Consider the following 16,336-nt stretch of genomic DNA (forward strand, 5'->3'; position numbering starts at 1 on the left):
TATGAATAGAAAACTACTACTTTTAATTCTTATTTTAAGTTTTATTACTTTTCGTTATTGTACTCAAGGAAAAAGTGAAAATTCAAAAGAAAATGTTTCTGAGAATAGTCAAGTCTTAAAAGTTGATAAACTCCTAAAGGTTGCGAATTCTTATAAAGGAGTTGCTTATAGAGCAGGAGGAACTTCACGAAAAGGAATGGATTGCTCTGGTTTAGTAAATACTTCATTTAAACAAATTAATGTAAGTTTACCTCGTTCTTCTAAAGCTATGAGTACTCATGGTAAAGCAATAGATTTGAACGAAGTACAAATAGGTGATTTACTTTTTTTTGATATAGCTCGGTTAAAAGGAGGTGTCAATCATGTTGGGCTAGTTACTTCAACGTCTAATGGAAATATTCAATTTATTCATTCAACAACTTCAAAAGGAGTTATTGTATCTTCTATGAATGAAGCATATTGGAAAAAAGAGTTTGTAAAAGCGAAACGTATTTTGTGATTTATTTCGCTTTTACAGAGGGGTGTTTTTATGATTTTATCATTTTAATAAATTCGTTTACATATTGATCTTCATAATCATAAATAGCCATAATATGTTTACTGTTAATATCCCAAAATTGAGTATTGGCTTTATTTGATGCATCGTAAATGTTTCGTCCTAATTTATATGGAACTTGAACGTCAGATTTACTATGTAAAATTAGCGTAGGGATGTTTAGTTTTTTTATCTCTTCTTCTGCAGGAAAATCGTTGTTCATTATTAGAGGGACTATCCATTTAAAGTTTTCTAACTTTAGTATTCTTGCGTATACTTTTCCAATATCAGGAAATGAACTAAAAGTTCCTTCTAATATTAATCCTTTTATTTTTTCTTGTCTTTCACTAGCAGTCATAGTAGCAAAAGTTCCGCCTAAAGATTGTCCCCAAATTACAATAGGTTTTCCTTTAATCTCATTCATTTTTGTAACTTTATCAAAAACAAATAAGGCATCCTTTTTTAAAACCAATGAATTATTTGCTTCGCCTGTTGACTTTCCAAAATCTCTACGCTCAAAACAAAATACCTGAAAACCTTTTTTTAAAAGTGGTTTATAAGATTTTTGAATAGAAGACATTAAATGCATTCCTTTACCAGAATAATGAAAAATTGTTCCTATTGGTTCTAGTGAATCTGGTTTGAAAAGAACTCCATGTAATTTTATATCTTTATCTACATCGAAATAAAATTCTTGATGATTTAGTTCTGATGTAAATTCAGCATAATCGGTTCCATTCATTTGATAAATCATTTTATCTGAAAACCTTGAAAATCTAAGAAATAAAATGATTAACACTAATAATGAAAAAATTACGAGTGCTAACCATTTTGCAAATTTTAAAATCTTTTTCATAGAATTTTTACTTAATAGTATTTAGGGTTTTCATAGCAAGTTTTCCCACTTCTCCGACAGAATCTATTGATATAGATTTATTAAGTAAAGCTTTAGCTTTTTCTTTATCTCCAATTTTTAAATAAGCTTCTCCCAAGCTTTTATAAGCATTTGCTGAGTTTGGAAAAAGTTGTGTTACTAATGAAAATATACCAATAGCAGGTTGATATTGACCTTGTTGTAATAATAAATTTCCTGTGTCAATAAACTTTCTTTCAAAATCAAAAAACTTATAGCGTGGATCTTGTGCCATTTTAATAACCTCTTTTTGTAGTACTTGCATATCTCCTTTCATAAATAAGGTTCTGATGTATTCCATAGGTCTTAAAATATAACCTTCAGGGTTAAAGTTGAAGATTGCATCTAAAACAGGATCTTCATTGTTTTTATACTGGTTAAAATTCATATCAACAGATAACTGAGGTGCTAACCAAGGATCGTTTTCCCAAGGAGCTTTATCTTGCCACCATGCGAACGATAATTGTACTTTAAGTTTACTATTAGGTAGTTCAACTGCAGAAGCATCACCATAAAAATTAACATTTTCACTTGTAGGTTCACCAACAAATATGGCGTTGGTATAACTGTCTAAACGATTTACTAAGTTTTGACAAGCTGAAAATGTATTTCTTCCTAAGATGACAAATAATTTACCTTCTTGGTTGATTTTCTTAGTTTCAATAATCCCTGTGATTATAGGCTTGAGCAAATAATTATTTCCACCTCCATTTAAACGAACATCTAAAATTAATTTTTCTACATCATTGTTTTCAATAAATTCAAAAACACGTTTGTAAAATGCTTCTATACTTTCTGACTTGTCATCTCTAATACGGCTATGTCTTACGTATACTGCTTTTTGTTTTGGCAAATATTCGTAGAAATATATTTTATCTAAATTTTTAAGATATAAAGGTGTTTTATCTTGGTTTCTTGCACTTAACCAATCGTTTTTTTGCTGTACAAATCTATATGTTAAAGGAATTCTTTTCTTATTAGGTAAAACGATAAAACTTTGTTGAAATTGACGCCCATTTTTCTCTAAAGTAAGTGTTATAGTTGATTGTAGGTTGTCAGTAATTCCTTGCGCATGTAATATTTCGGGGTATCGAATATTATTAATTCCATAAGCTTTAAAATATTGTGAGTTTTCTGCTTCAACTGTAGGTTCTATTGCTTTAAGAACTTCAGAAATAGGTTTTCCTTCTACTGCTATAACTTTTGCTCCTACTGCTTTAGGATAATTTTTGTGTGTTCCTTGAATATAAACACCATCATTAAATTGGTATATACGAAATGGAAGCCCTGAAAATTCAAAAGGTTTTTGATGAAAAGAAACATAGCTATGTCCGTATTTGAATAAAGATACAAGTCGAGAAAGTCCAACAATAACTTCATGTTCTTGTAGTTTTGGTATTTGCTTGTACAATTCATCAGCTGAAGCATTAAAATCATCAGCGGTTACTTTTTTAAATAAAAAAGGATATTTTTCATTTACTGTTTTCTTTAAAAAACGTACATCCTGTTGCCATTGTTTAGTAGTTATGTTTTCTTGTGCTGAGAGTTGAAAGAAAGATAATAAACTAAGTATTAATAGTGTTTTCTTCATGTTAGTAGTTATTAATAATGTTTCTGTGTTCTTAAAAGTTAATTAGATGATTGAATATTTTATAGTACTTAAGCTAAATACAGTATTAAAAATTGAATAATACTTAAAATTAACATTAGTACTAATTTTATCATTAAAGCCATTGTGTTCGTTTTTATAGCTTCAAAATTAATTGATGAATAAATCTTTAGTATTACACTTATGGGTAGTTTTTAGAATTCTAAGAATAGCTCCTAGTAATTTATTTTATTTTTATCACTACTCTGTGGGGTAGTTTTTTAATGCTATATTTACGTGCTAAGCAGTATTCTTTATTTTTATGACTAACGTTAATTCTTTTTTTAATTCTAAAAACACAGTTAATAATTTAACGGAAGATATATTAGATCAAACAAAAAATTATATAGAAGCTATAAAGGCTTTTTCAAGAACCACTTATAGTAGTATTTATGTAATTGATTATGAGAAAAAAGGATTTGATTATGTATCTGACAATCCTTTGTTTTTATGTGGACTAACCCCTAATGAAGTAAAAGAAATGGGGTATGAATTTTATTTTAAGCATGTTCCACCAGAAGATATAGACTTATTATTAAAAATAAATACTATTGGTTTTGATCTTTATGAAACGAAACCGTTAGAGGAAAGAAAAGACTATACTATATCGTATGATTTTCTTTTAAAAACGGAAGAAGGAAAATCGATTTTGATTAATCAAAAACTAACACCAATTTTTTTAAACGAAGAGGGTAAAGTATGGAAAGCATTATGCGTAGTTTCATTATCTACTAAACTAAATTCTGGAAACATTACTGTTTATAAAAAAGGAAAAGGTATTGTTTATAAATATGATTTAGAAGGAGACTATTGGAAAACAATAGAAGAAATTAAATTGACGAATAGAGAAAAAGAAATAATACAATATTCAATACGAGGATATGCTATTAAAGAAATTGCAGAAAAAATATTTGTATCTCCAGATACAGTTAAATTTCATAGAAAGAAACTTTTTGAAAAACTCGATGTAGCTAATATTAGTGAAGCTGTTCGCTATGCAACTAATAATAAACTTGTATAATAAAAAAGCAATCTATTAATAGATTGCTTTTTTATTTACGGTAACTAAATGTTAATTCAACATTTTCCAAAGTTTATCTTTTAACTCCATCAATCCTAATTGAGCTACTGAAGAAATAAATAAAGCATCAACACCTTCTGGTAAATCTTGCTTAATTTCTTCTTTTAACTCATCGTCTAACATATCAGCTTTAGAAATAGCCAACAAACGTTGTTTATCTAACAATTCTGGATTGTGTTTACGAAGTTCATTTAATAAAATCTCGTATTCTTTTTTAATATCATCGCTATCTGCTGGAATTAAGAATAATAAAGCAGAATTACGTTCTATATGACGTAAAAAGTAATGACCTAATCCTTTTCCTTCAGAAGCTCCTTCGATAATCCCAGGAATATCAGCCATTACAAAACTTTGATGATTGCGGTATTCTACAATCCCTAAGTTAGGTTTTAGGGTTGTGAAAGCATAATCAGCAATTTTAGGTTTTGCAGCTGTTAATACTGAAAGTAAGGTTGATTTTCCTGCATTAGGAAACCCTACCAATCCAACATCTGCTAAAACTTTCAACTCTATTCTGTACCAAGCTTCTTGCCCTTCGATACCAGGTTGGGCATAACGAGGAGTTTGATTTGTTGGTGATTTAAAGTGCCAGTTTCCTTTTCCTCCTTTTCCACCTTCTAATAAAATAACATCTTGACCGTCTTCGGTAACTTCAAATAATACTTCATCGGTATCTGCATCTTTAAAAATTGTACCTAACGGAACTGGAATTATTACATCTTTCCCATCGCTACCAGTGCTTCGGCTAGATCCTCCATCTCCACCATGTTCTGCTTTAAAATGACGTTTGAATTTTAAATGGAAAAGTGTCCACATATTTTTATCTCCACGTATAATTACGTGTCCGCCACGACCACCATCACCACCATCAGGTCCTCCTTTGGCAACAAATTTTTCTCGATGTAAGTGTGCAGAACCACGTCCTCCTTTACCAGAAGAAGCGTATATTTTTATATAGTCAACAAAATTCCCTTCAGTCATTTTTTCAATATTTAATTCTTATTACAGAATGGATTTTAGATTAAAATTCCCACTTAGTAGCGGGAATTTTTAAGTTTTATAATTTGTCAAAAACTTCCGATAAGCGATTGGTAATATCATCTATACTACCAACTCCATCTACACCAAAGTAATTACCTTGTGCTTCGTAGAAGTCTTTTAAAATAGCTGTTTTTGTATTGTACTCGTTAAAACGATTTCTGATTTTACTTTCATCAGTATCATCAGAACGACCACTTGTTTTTCCTCTTTCTAAGATACGCTCTACCAATAAATCTTCTGGTACTTCTAAAGCTACCATTCCGTTAATACGTTCACCTTTTTCAGCTAAAAAAGTATCTAAAGCTTCTGCTTGAGATTCGGTACGAGGAAAACCATCAAAAATAAATCCAGCTACTCCGTCATTCTTGTTTACTTCGGCTTGTAACATACTAATAGTTACTTCATCAGGTACTAAATCACCAGCATCAATATATTTTTTAGCTAATACACCTAATTCTGTTTCGTTTTTAATGTTGTAACGAAATACATCTCCTGTAGAAATGTGAACTAAATCGTACTTGTCTTTTAAAATTTCAGCTTGTGTTCCTTTTCCTGCACCTGGAGGTCCGAACAATACAATGTTTTTCATTTTGGGTTGTGATGTTAATTGATAAACAGCGGGTAAATTTCTTCCGAAACCATCATAGTCTAATCCGTAACCAACAATAAATTTGTCTTCGATACTTTTACCGATGTAATTTATGTTTAGTTCTTTTTTATAAACATCTGGTTTAAAGAATAAGGTTGCTATTTTTAATTCTTTTACGTTTTTATTTTGAAAGATTTTATAAATCTCTTGTAATGTTGTTCCTGTATCAATAATATCTTCTAGAATAATTACAGTTCGATTTGTTAAATCTTCGTTTATACCAATTAGTTTTTTTACAGTTTCTGATGAATTGGTTCCTTCGTAAGAAGCTAACTTAACAAAGGTCATTTCACATTTACCTTTATATTGACGTAAAAAATCGGCAGCGAAAACAAAACACCCGTTTAAAATTCCTATAAAAAGAGGAATTTCATCTTCAGGTAAATCGTTTTGTACTTGTTCTGCTAATGATTGTACGATGGTGTCGATTTCGCTTTTAGTAACGAATTCCTTAAAGTATAAATCGTGAAGTTTAACTATTTTCATCAGTTTTGGAAATTGCAAAGATAACTTGTTGTTATGAAATGAAAAAACCGTTTTGAATATATTCAAAACGGTTAAAACAGTAAGTTTTTTTATTTATTCTTTGTCTTCTTTTTTAGTAGCATCAAACATAATTGGAGTTGCTACGAATAATGAAGAGTATGTACCTACTAATACACCTACAATTAATGCAAACATAAATCCTTTAATAGAGTCTCCTCCAAAGAAGAATATAGCTAACATTACTAATAATGTAGTTAAAGAGGTATTAATTGTTCTACCTAATGTGCTGCTTAATGCTTTGTCTACTAAGCTAGCTGTAAACGTTTTGCTGTTACCAGTATATTCACGAATTCTATCGAAAATTACCACGGTATCATTTAATGAGTATCCTACTACTGTTAAGATTGCTGCAATGAACGATTGACCGATTTCCATGTCGAAAGGCATTACTTTGTATAATAAAGAGAAAACTCCTAATACAACTAATACATCGTGGAATACAGCTACTACTGCACCAATAGAATAAGACATTCTTCTGAATCGTAATAAGATGTATAAGAATACAACAGCTAATGCTAATATTACAGCCCAAATTGCAGCTTGTTTAATATCATCGGCAATTGTAGGTTCTACTTTCATATAACTCATAATTCCGTTACCAGCTTTTTCGAAACCTGGTTTGAAATCTTCGTAAGAAGTATCTCCTAAATATTGCTTTAATCCATTATATAAAGCAGTTTGTACTTCATTATCTACTTCTTTACCATCTTCGTCAATTTTAAAAGCAGTAGTGATTTTTAATTGATTATCTGAACCGTAAGTTTTAACTTCTGGAGCATTGTTTCCTAAAACAGCTTTTAAGTTTGAAGCAACTTCGTTAGCTTTCATAGGTTGGTCGAAACGAACTAAGTAAGAACGACCTCCTTTAAAATCTACACCTTGCTTTAATCCTAAAGTAATCATAGAAACTAAACCAACAGCAATAAAGAATCCTGAAATGATATAGGCTAACTTACGTTTCTTTAAGAATTCGATGTTGATATTTTTAAACCAATTCTTAGAAAGGTTTGTATTAAATGGTAAAGCTGTTCCTTTTTCTACAGCTCCGTCAATAAATAAACGAGTAATAAATACTGCTGTAAATAATGAAGTAGCAATACCAATCATTAATGTTAAAGCGAAACCTTTAATTGGTCCTGTACCGAAAGAATATAAGATGATACCTGTTAATAAAGTAGTAATGTTAGCATCAATAATTGCAGATAATGCTCCTTTAATACTAAAACCTTCATCTACTGCTTCACGTAAAGATTTACCTCCACCTAAGGCTTCCTTAATTCTTTCGAAAATAATTACGTTCGCATCTACCGACATACCAATGGTTAAGATAATACCTGCGATACCTGGTAATGTTAATACCGAGTTGAAAGATGCTAAAATTCCGAAAATAAATAAGATGTTTACTAATAAAGCAACATCTGCGTATAAACCAGCTTTACCATAATATAAGTACATCCAGACTAATACTAAAACAATCGCTAATCCGAAAGACCACATACTTGCGTTAATAGATTCTTTACCTAAAGATGGTCCAACAACTTCTGCTTGAATAATACGAGCGGGAGCAGGTAATTTACCAGCTTTTAAAATAGTTGCAATATCTTGTGCTTCGTTAACGGTCATAGAACCACCAGAAATAGAAGAGTTACTACCTAATTGTCCATTAATAATTGGAGCAGTATAAACATAGTTATCTAATACAATGGCAACATGTTTTCCGATGTTTTCTCCTGTTAGTTTAGACCATTTCTTAGTTCCTACTGCGTTCATTGTCATAGATACAATAGGCTTACTTAATTGATCGTAGTCTTGTTTTGCATCAGCAATTACATCACCATCAATAGCTGGTTGGTCTTTTCTATTAGATTTGATTGCGTATAAACCAATAATTTCAGTAGTACCATCAGCACTTGGTTGTGCTTTATACTCCCATAAGAATTTAGTATACCTTAAGTTATTTGGAAGTAAAGCTCTAACTTCTTTATTCGCTAATAAACTGTTAACTCTTGCAGTATCAGAAACTCTAGCTTGAGCAACTAAAGAAGTTACTTGTTGCGGTCCTTGAGCTATATTTGGAAATAAATATGTGAAAAGATTTTTTTGATTTTCAACGTTAGTAGAATCTGCTGATTCTCCTAATAAATCATCAATACTATCTCCAGGTTTTTTTGCTGAATCTTTAGCTTGCTCAGTAGCAGAATCATCTTTTAATAATTCAGCAACCTTTGCATTTGCAGCAAAGAAAAAGTTTTGAATATCAGCATTTGTATGTACTTCCCAGAATTGTAATTCTGCTGTACTTTGTAATAATTTTTCAACACGATCAATATCTTTTGCTCCTGGTAATTCTACTTGAATTCTTCCTGAAGTTCCAATACGTTGAATACTTGGTTGTACTACACCGAATTTATCAATACGGCTACGTAATACTTCAAAAGCAGTGTTAATAGATGTGTTTATTTCTTCTTGTAAAGTCGATTTTACTTGTTCGTTGGTTTTGTTGAAGTCGATTTTATCTCGTAACGCTTTTGTTCCGAAAATAGTTGGGTCACTTAACTTAACAGATGTTCCAGCTAATTCTACAAAATTGTTATAGAATAAATCTAAGTAATTGTCTTGGCTGTCTTTTTGAGCCTCGTCAGCCTTGGCTAAAGCTTGTCTAAACGTTGTGTTTTGTGAATCGTTAGACAAACCAATCAAGATATCTTTTACAGATACTTGTAAAATTGCGTTAATACCACCTTTTAAATCTAAACCAAGGTTCATTTCTCGGTTTTTAATGTCATTGTAGGTGTACTCTGTAAATCCTAGATTTACAACCTCTTTATTTGCTACACTATCTAAATATCTTCTTTCGAATTTAGCTAATGCTCTACCATTGTTGTCTTTTACATTGTTCTTCGCATACTCCTTGGCGCTATCTTCTACCTTGTTGGCAAAAAACGTAAACGACAATTGGTAAACACTTACTAATCCAAATAGAATAGCAAATAATTTAATTAATCCTTTGTTTTGCATTTTAAATAATTTAAATCGACTTTATTTTAAAAACGTGCAAATATAGTGTTTCACACAAAGAAAAGCCAATTCTTTTATCATATTTATCTCTGTAGTATATATTTAAAGAATACTTGCTAATAAAACACAGTTTCTTTAGCAATTATATTATGTATATTTACCTGCTTTTTTTAAACAAACAACTTAACTTTATATAATGTCACATTTAACAGATATTGAAATTGCTCAGGCAAAAGAATTACAACATATAAAGAATATTGCTCAGAAATTAAATGTACAAGAAGATGATTTGGAAATGTATGGGAAATACAAAGCTAAATTGCCTCTTGATTTAATTAATGAGGATAAGATTAAACAGAATAACTTAGTGTTGGTTACAGCATTAACTCCTACACCAGCAGGTGAAGGAAAAACTACAGTTTCTATCGGATTAACAGAAGGACTTAACAAAATAGGTAAACAAGCTACTGTTGTATTAAGAGAACCTTCTTTGGGGCCAGTATTCGGAATTAAAGGTGGTGCAGCAGGTGGAGGTTATTCTCAAGTAGTACCAATGGAAGATATAAATCTTCATTTTACGGGAGATTTTAACGCTGTAGAAAAAGCGAATAACTTATTAGCTGCGTTAATTGATAATAATATTCAAAGTAAAACGAACAATTTAAATATTGATCCTCGAACTATTTTGTGGAAACGTGTGATTGATATGAATGATCGTTCTTTGCGTCAAATCACGATTGGTCTTGGTGGAACAGCAAATGGAATTCCTCGTGAAGATGGATTTAACATTACACCAGCATCTGAAGTAATGGCTATTTTATGCATGGCTACAAGTTTTGACGATTTAAAAGAACGCCTTGGTAATATTTTTATCGGATTTACTTTTGATAAGCAACCAGTATTTGCTCGTGATTTAAAAGCACAAGATGCTATGGCAATTTTATTAAAAGATGCAGTAAAGCCTAATCTTGTTCAAACTTTAGAAGAGAATCCAGCGATTATTCACGGAGGACCGTTTGCTAATATTGCTCAAGGAACTAATACGATACTTGCAACTAAAATGGGATTGTCTTTATCTGATTATGTGGTTACAGAAGCAGGTTTTGGTGCAGATTTAGGTGCTGAAAAATTCTTAAATATTAAATCTCAATATGCAGGATTGAATCCGAAGTGTGTAGTATTAGTTGCAACTGTAAGAGCGTTACGTCATCATGGAGGTTCACCGAAAGAAGAGTATAATACAGCTAGCCTAGAAAGAGTTCAAAAAGGATTTAAAAACCTTGAAAAGCACATTGAAAATATTCGTAAATATAATATAGAACCAGTTGTAGCGATTAATTCATTTATTTCTGATACTGAAGAAGAAGTGAATTTTGTTATTGAAGCGTGTAATAAATTAGGAGTTAAAGCTGTCGTTTCTGAAGGTTGGGCTAAAGGAGGAGAAGGAACTCAAAATTTAGCAAAAGCGGTTGTTGATGTTGTTGAAAATAAAGCAACTCAATTTAAACCATTATATAATTGGAAAAGTCCTGTTAAGGAAAAGATAGAAACTATTGCAAAGGAAATTTATGGTGCTATAAAAGTAGAGTATAGCAAAAAAGCTCAGTTGAATTTAAGAAGAATTGATCGTCTTGGATTTAACGATTTTGCTGTGTGTATGGCAAAAACCCAAAAATCTTTTTCAGATAATGATAAATTAATTGGAAGACCAGAAGGATTCACGGTAACTGTAAGAGAAATTGAAATTGCAGCAGGAGCACAGTTTATAATCCCAATTTTAGGGAAAATGATGCGAATGCCTGGGTTACCAGCTACACCAGCATCCGAAGGAATGACAATTGATAATGAAGGAGTAATTTCTGGATTGTCATAAATTATACTTAATTCAAGAGGTTGTTATTTTAAGCAACCTCTTTTTGTTTTAATAAAAAAATAATGAAACCAGTAATTGTAACAAGAATAATTAATAAATCGAAAAGTGAAGTTTGGAATACAATAACCAATCATTCGAAAATGATTCAATGGTTTTTTAATAATATACCTGATTTTAAACCCGAAGTAGGATTTACAACAGAATTTAATGTGAATTCTGGTGAAAGAAATTTTTTACATGTATGGAGAGTTACTGAAGTAAATCCTCAAAATAAAATTGTTTGTGAATGGAAATATCCTGAATATGTTGATAAAAGTTTATGGGTAACTTTTGAGCTAAAAAAAATATCAACTAATTCTACAGAATTTAAAGTAGAAGCTTTAGGTATTGAGTATTTTGAAAGTTTTAATATTCCAGAATTCAAAAGAGAGAGTTGTGAAGGAGGTTGGAGTTATTTTTCTGATAATTTGAAATCGTATTTAGAAAAATAGAGAAAGCTTATTTAAGTTTTCTGTCTTCTTTTATTTCTCCTATATGATAATAAGCTACTACTTTTTCAATTAATCCATTTTTTATATAGTGCCATTCGCTTACGTCTAGTTTAAAATCGTTTTGTATAGCAGTGTATCTGATACAAGATTTATTTTCAGTGTAAACTTCATCAAGAATGTTAAATTGGTAATTTAGAAACTTATCTTTATTACTCTCAACTAAATTTATATAGTCTTTTTTGCTTTTAATTATTCCAAAAGGGCTAACATGTTCAAAGTTTTCTGTTATTGGTAGGCTGTAAAAATCTCCATTTTCCCATTTATTAAACCAGTTTTTAGAAATTTCTTTTGAATTCATAATATCTAAAAATACAAAAAGGAACTCTAAGTTAGAGTTCCTTTTTTGTTATAAATTAAAACTGAAGTTTATACACCACGTTGTTTGTTAATTTCATCCTGTAATTGTCTACGCAGTTTTTGTTCTCTCTCTAAAGCTTTTTTCTTGTGAGCTTCAAATTCATTTTCTACATCTACTAACGCATCTTTTGTTTCTTTTGTTACTGAGTTACTATTATTGAATTTATAAATGAAAAAAGCTAAAGCAGCAAATAATCCTAAAATGGCACTCCACATAATTGTGTTATATGTACCTTTTTGTAACGGAATTCCTACAAATGAAATAGCATCTTCTTTTTCAATAGAAGTGGTTAAATCTGTATTTAAAGTAGAGATTTTAGCTTGAAGACTTTTTATGCTATTTAAATGTGTATCTATATGTTTCTGCTTGGTAACAATATCTTTTTTTAGAACAGAAATACTATCGGTTACATTTTTTTGAAGTGTTAAAAATTCGTTCTTTTTTACAACTTTATAAATCTGATAGTTATTCGATTTTTTATATAATTCTTTAAACTGATTTTCAACAGTATTTGGTAGTTGAGTTACTTCTTGAGCATTAATACTTGTTCCTATTAAAGTTAATGCGAACGCTAGTGTTTTTATAGTCTTCATCTTCTGTCTCTTGTTAAAGTTTTTATTTAAAAAAACCCAAACGTAAAAGTTTGGGTTTTTAGTATATAAGCAAGTGTATTAAACTTATTTTACTTTTTCTACAATGGCCTTAAAAGCTTCTGGGTTGTTCATAGCTAAATCAGCTAAAACCTTACGGTTTAATTCGATATTGTTAGCTTTTACTTTACCCATAAACTGTGAGTAAGACATTCCGTACTGACGAGCTCCAGCGTTGATACGTTGAATCCATAATGAACGGAAGTTTCTCTTATTGTTTTTACGGTCACGGTATGCATATTGCATTGCCTTTTCAACCGCATTTTTTGCTACTGTATAAACGTTCTTTCTACGTCCAAAGTAACCTTTTGCTTGCTTCAAGATTTTCTTTCTTCTATTTCTTGAAGCTACTGAATTTACTGATCTTGGCATAATTCAAATGTTTTTGTAGTAGGCGACTTATTTAAAAGTTCTTTATGAGCCTAACTCCATGGTTAATAATTAATTTTACTACCTAGCTAACAATTATTTTAAAACTAATTGTTGCTTAATATTAGCTTCATCAGACTTGTGTACTAATGTAGCGTGTGTTAATGCAAGCTTACGTTTTTTAGACTTCTTTGTTAAGATGTGGCTTTTAAACGCGTGCTTTCTTTTAATCTTTCCAGAACCAGTTAACTTAAAACGTTTCTTGGCACTAGATTTAGTTTTGATTTTAGGCATCTTTGTTTTTCGTTTTTAATCTTGCTTATAATACGTTTCTTAAATTTATTTCGTCTTTTTAGGAGCAATAAACATAATCATACGTTTACCTTCTAATTTAGGCATTTGTTCAACCTTACCATATTCTTCTAATTCTTGAGCTAATTTTAAAAGTAAAATTTGCCCTTGTTCTTTAAAGATAATAGAACGTCCTTTAAAGAATACGAAAGCTTTTAACTTAGCTCCGTCTTGTAAGAATTTAATAGCGTGTTTTTTCTTGAATTCATAATCGTGCTCATCAGTTTGAGGTCCGAAACGAATTTCTTTAACAACTACTTTAGTAGCTTTAGCTTTTAAAGCTTTTTCACGCTTCTTTTGTTCGTACAAGAATTTTTTGTAATCAATAATCTTACAAACAGGAGGTTTAGCTTTTGGTGAAATTTCTACTAAATCTAATCCTTGCTCTTCTGCTAAAGCTCTTGCTTTAGAGATAGGATAAACTCCTTGTTCAATACCTTCACCAACTAAACGTACTTCATCAACATATTTGATTTTTTCGTTAATTCTGTGTTGATCTTCTTTAATAATTCTTGCGGGTCTACGTCCGCCTCTTCTTCTAATTGCTATGACTTATAAATTTAAAATTACTATCTAATTCTTTGTGTTAAAAGGAACCAATGTTTTACTAACTTCTTTCTGTATTAGAGAAATAAACTCTTCAATTGTAAATGTTCCTAAATCTCCTTCACCATGTTTCCTTACAGATACCGTGCCATCTTGTTCTTCCTTTTCTCCTACAATTACCATAAATGGAATTTTGCTTACTTCGGCGTCACGTATCTTTCTACCTGTCTTCTCGTTACGGTTGTCTACGAGGGCGCGAATTTCGGAATTTTCTAACAAAGTTAAAACTTTTTCGGTATATTTTTGATATTTCTCACTGATTGGCAGTACAATAACTTGTTCTGGTGTTAACCAAAGTGGGAAATTTCCTCCTGTATGCTCTAGTAAAACAGCTATAAAACGTTCCATAGAACCAAATGGTGCTCTATGAATCATTACTGGTCGGTGTAACTGATTGTCTGCACCCTTATAATGTAAATCGAAACGTTCTGGTAAATTATAATCTACTTGAATTGTTCCTAACTGCCAACTTCTTCCAAGCGCATCTTTTACCATAAAGTCTAACTTAGGTCCATAAAAGGCAGCTTCACCTTCTTCTATAACATAATCTAAACCTTTATCTTTTGCTGCATTGATAATTGCTTGTTCTGCTTTCTCCCAGTTTTCAGTAGATCCAATATATTTGTCTGGATTCTCCATGTCTCTGATAGAAACCTGGGCTTTAAAGTTTTCAAAACCTAAAGAACCAAACACATATAATACAAGGTCTATTACATTTTTAAATTCAGTGTCTAATTGATCTGGAGTACAGAAAATATGAGCATCATCTTGAGTGAATCCACGAACACGAGTTAATCCATGTAACTCACCACTTTGTTCATAACGATAAACGGTTCCGAATTCTGCAAAACGTTTTGGTAAATCTTTATATGAATAAGGTTTATGATTGTATACTTCACAATGATGAGGACAGTTCATAGGTTTTAATAAAAACTCTTCATCTTGTTTTGGTGTAGTGATAGGTTGAAAGCTATCTTCTCCATATTTAGCATAGTGACCAGATGTTTCGTATAATTCTTTCTGCCCAATATGAGGAGTCATCACCATTTCGTAACCTGCCTTTTTCTGTGCAGCTTTTAAGAAATCTTCTAAACGTCCTCTAAGAGCAGCACCTTTAGGTAACCATAAAGGTAAACCTTGACCTACTCTTTGAGAAAAAGTGAATAATTCTAATTCCTTACCAAGTTTTCTGTGATCACGTTTTTTTGCTTCTTCTAAAAGCTCTAAATATTGTTTTAGTTCTTTTTGTTTAGGGAAAGAGATTCCATAAACACGAGTTAACTGATTGTTCTTTTCATCACCACGCCAATATGCGCCAGCAACATTCATTATTTTAACAGCTTTTATGATTCCTGTGTTAGGAATATGTCCACCACGACATAAGTCGGTAAAGTCACTATGGTCACAAAAAGTAATATCTCCGTCTTCTAACCCCTCAATTAGTTCTACTTTATACTCGTTGTTTTGCTTTTTATAATAAGTTAAAGCATCTGCTTTAGAAACAGAACGCATTTTGAATTCAGCTTTTTCACGAGCTCTTTCTAAAAATTGCTTTTCAATCTTAGCAAAATCTTTTTCAGAAATAACTTCATTTCCAAAGTCAACATCGTAATAGAAACCATTTTCAATAGCAGGTCCTATAGTTAGTTTTGCATTCGGATAAAAATCTTGAATAGTTTGAGCTAAAACGTGAGCAGATGAATGCCAAAAAGCTTTTTTACCCTCAGCATCATTAAATGTATATAGTACTAAAGAGCCATCTGTGGTAAGTGGTGTTGTGGTTTCAACGGTTGTGCCATTAAAACTTGCAGAAATAACATTTCTAGCTAAACCTTCACTAATACTTTTAGCAACATCTATAGGTGTGCTGTTTACTTCAAACTCTTTGACGCTTCCGTCAGGTAATGTAATTTTAATCATTATACTATATAATATGTGTTATACTTAATTCCCCTACAATTGGAAATTTGAGTTTGCAAAGATATTGCAAAACCATATTGTATACAATATATATAGTATATAATAAAGAAGGGGGGTAAATAGCTTTAATTAGTGATGTTTTAGTGTGTTTTAGGTTTAAAATAGGGTGTTGCTAAAAAACTTCATTTTTATTTATTTGATAAATAAGGGGTTGTGAAAAAGATTAA

General features: G+C 30.9%; 15 protein-coding genes. 4 read left to right on the plus strand and 11 right to left on the minus strand.

Features of this window, described 5'->3' with window-relative positions; translation table 11 throughout:
- Window position 1: 1 nt before the first annotated feature.
- Window positions 2-499 carry a C40 family peptidase gene (locus tag WH52_RS11620; RefSeq protein ID WP_086031118.1) on the plus strand — a complete coding sequence of 166 codons (498 nt, stop codon included), beginning with the start codon at window positions 2-4 and terminating at the stop codon, window positions 497-499.
- Between the two features lie 28 nt (window positions 500-527).
- Here the strand turns inward: WH52_RS11620 and WH52_RS11625 are convergent, their stop codons facing one another.
- Window positions 528-1,391, minus strand: coding sequence for an alpha/beta hydrolase (locus WH52_RS11625; protein WP_086031119.1), 864 nt, complete (start codon window positions 1,389-1,391; stop codon window positions 528-530).
- A gap of 7 nt (window positions 1,392-1,398) precedes the next feature.
- Complete coding sequence (locus WH52_RS11630) at window positions 1,399-3,039, minus strand: tetratricopeptide repeat protein (RefSeq protein WP_086031120.1); 1,641 nt, start codon at window positions 3,037-3,039, stop codon at window positions 1,399-1,401.
- A 319-nt stretch (window positions 3,040-3,358) separates the two neighbouring features.
- On the opposite strand from WH52_RS11630, the gene WH52_RS11635 reads away from it, so the two are divergent.
- Entirely contained in the window at window positions 3,359-4,117 is a 759-nt protein-coding gene (locus WH52_RS11635) for a response regulator transcription factor (RefSeq protein WP_086031121.1), read from the plus strand.
- 51 nt (window positions 4,118-4,168) lie between these two features.
- On the opposite strand, the gene obgE is transcribed toward WH52_RS11635, so the two are convergent.
- The 3 genes from obgE to secDF form a co-directional block, all read right to left on the minus strand.
- Window positions 4,169-5,158 carry a GTPase ObgE gene (gene obgE, locus WH52_RS11640; RefSeq protein ID WP_086031122.1) on the minus strand — a complete coding sequence of 330 codons (990 nt, stop codon included), beginning with the start codon at window positions 5,156-5,158 and terminating at the stop codon, window positions 4,169-4,171.
- 76 nt (window positions 5,159-5,234) lie between these two features.
- A complete protein-coding gene (locus WH52_RS11645; protein ID WP_086031123.1) occupies window positions 5,235-6,353 on the minus strand; it encodes an adenylate kinase in 1,119 nt (372 codons plus the stop codon).
- A 93-nt stretch (window positions 6,354-6,446) separates the two neighbouring features.
- Complete coding sequence (gene secDF, locus WH52_RS11650) at window positions 6,447-9,431, minus strand: protein translocase subunit SecDF (protein ID WP_086031124.1); 2,985 nt, start codon at window positions 9,429-9,431, stop codon at window positions 6,447-6,449.
- A 196-nt stretch (window positions 9,432-9,627) separates the two neighbouring features.
- Between secDF and WH52_RS11655 the strand changes: the two genes are divergently transcribed.
- Window positions 9,628-11,304, plus strand: coding sequence for a formate--tetrahydrofolate ligase (locus WH52_RS11655; RefSeq protein ID WP_086031125.1), 1,677 nt, complete (start codon window positions 9,628-9,630; stop codon window positions 11,302-11,304).
- Between the two features lie 62 nt (window positions 11,305-11,366).
- Window positions 11,367-11,795, plus strand: a complete 429-nt coding sequence (locus WH52_RS11660; RefSeq protein ID WP_086031126.1) for an SRPBCC family protein — start codon at window positions 11,367-11,369, stop codon at window positions 11,793-11,795.
- Between the two features lie 7 nt (window positions 11,796-11,802).
- Here the strand turns inward: WH52_RS11660 and WH52_RS11665 are convergent, their stop codons facing one another.
- The 6 genes from WH52_RS11665 to thrS form a co-directional block, all read right to left on the minus strand.
- Window positions 11,803-12,153 carry a hypothetical protein gene (locus tag WH52_RS11665; RefSeq protein ID WP_086031127.1) on the minus strand — a complete coding sequence of 117 codons (351 nt, stop codon included), beginning with the start codon at window positions 12,151-12,153 and terminating at the stop codon, window positions 11,803-11,805.
- 68 nt (window positions 12,154-12,221) lie between these two features.
- A complete protein-coding gene (locus tag WH52_RS11670; RefSeq protein WP_086031128.1) occupies window positions 12,222-12,806 on the minus strand; it encodes a hypothetical protein in 585 nt (194 codons plus the stop codon).
- An 84-nt stretch (window positions 12,807-12,890) separates the two neighbouring features.
- A complete protein-coding gene (rplT, locus tag WH52_RS11675; protein WP_086031129.1) occupies window positions 12,891-13,235 on the minus strand; it encodes a 50S ribosomal protein L20 in 345 nt (114 codons plus the stop codon).
- Between the two features lie 93 nt (window positions 13,236-13,328).
- On the minus strand, window positions 13,329-13,526 hold the full coding sequence (rpmI, locus tag WH52_RS11680; RefSeq protein WP_028891165.1) for a 50S ribosomal protein L35: 198 nt from the start codon (window positions 13,524-13,526) through the stop codon (window positions 13,329-13,331).
- A 45-nt stretch (window positions 13,527-13,571) separates the two neighbouring features.
- Window positions 13,572-14,090 carry a translation initiation factor IF-3 gene (gene infC, locus WH52_RS11685; RefSeq protein ID WP_086031130.1) on the minus strand — a complete coding sequence of 173 codons (519 nt, stop codon included), beginning with the start codon at window positions 14,088-14,090 and terminating at the stop codon, window positions 13,572-13,574.
- 66 nt (window positions 14,091-14,156) lie between these two features.
- Window positions 14,157-16,109, minus strand: coding sequence for a threonine--tRNA ligase (thrS, locus tag WH52_RS11690; protein ID WP_086031131.1), 1,953 nt, complete (start codon window positions 16,107-16,109; stop codon window positions 14,157-14,159).
- Window positions 16,110-16,336: the final 227 nt, after the last annotated feature.

Origin of the sequence: Tenacibaculum holothuriorum (assembly GCF_002120225.1) — a bacterium.
In the GTDB taxonomy this organism is placed as follows: domain Bacteria; phylum Bacteroidota; class Bacteroidia; order Flavobacteriales; family Flavobacteriaceae; genus Polaribacter; species Polaribacter holothuriorum.

Coding starts and splice junctions, on each gene's coding strand:
- WH52_RS11645 (WP_086031123.1), bottom strand. CDS start 6,353: ATGAAAATAGTTAAACTTCACGATTTATACTTTAAGGAATTCGTTACT.
- WH52_RS11660 (WP_086031126.1), top strand. CDS start 11,367: ATGAAACCAGTAATTGTAACAAGAATAATTAATAAATCGAAAAGTGAA.
- rpmI (WP_028891165.1), bottom strand. CDS start 13,526: ATGCCTAAAATCAAAACTAAATCTAGTGCCAAGAAACGTTTTAAGTTA.
- WH52_RS11655 (WP_086031125.1), top strand. CDS start 9,628: ATGTCACATTTAACAGATATTGAAATTGCTCAGGCAAAAGAATTACAA.
- thrS (WP_086031131.1), bottom strand. CDS start 16,109: ATGATTAAAATTACATTACCTGACGGAAGCGTCAAAGAGTTTGAAGTA.
- WH52_RS11670 (WP_086031128.1), bottom strand. CDS start 12,806: ATGAAGACTATAAAAACACTAGCGTTCGCATTAACTTTAATAGGAACA.
- WH52_RS11630 (WP_086031120.1), bottom strand. CDS start 3,039: ATGAAGAAAACACTATTAATACTTAGTTTATTATCTTTCTTTCAACTC.
- WH52_RS11665 (WP_086031127.1), bottom strand. CDS start 12,153: ATGAATTCAAAAGAAATTTCTAAAAACTGGTTTAATAAATGGGAAAAT.
- WH52_RS11620 (WP_086031118.1), top strand. CDS start 2: ATGAATAGAAAACTACTACTTTTAATTCTTATTTTAAGTTTTATTACT.
- WH52_RS11635 (WP_086031121.1), top strand. CDS start 3,359: ATGACTAACGTTAATTCTTTTTTTAATTCTAAAAACACAGTTAATAAT.
- WH52_RS11625 (WP_086031119.1), bottom strand. CDS start 1,391: ATGAAAAAGATTTTAAAATTTGCAAAATGGTTAGCACTCGTAATTTTT.
- secDF (WP_086031124.1), bottom strand. CDS start 9,431: ATGCAAAACAAAGGATTAATTAAATTATTTGCTATTCTATTTGGATTA.
- rplT (WP_086031129.1), bottom strand. CDS start 13,235: ATGCCAAGATCAGTAAATTCAGTAGCTTCAAGAAATAGAAGAAAGAAA.
- obgE (WP_086031122.1), bottom strand. CDS start 5,158: ATGACTGAAGGGAATTTTGTTGACTATATAAAAATATACGCTTCTTCT.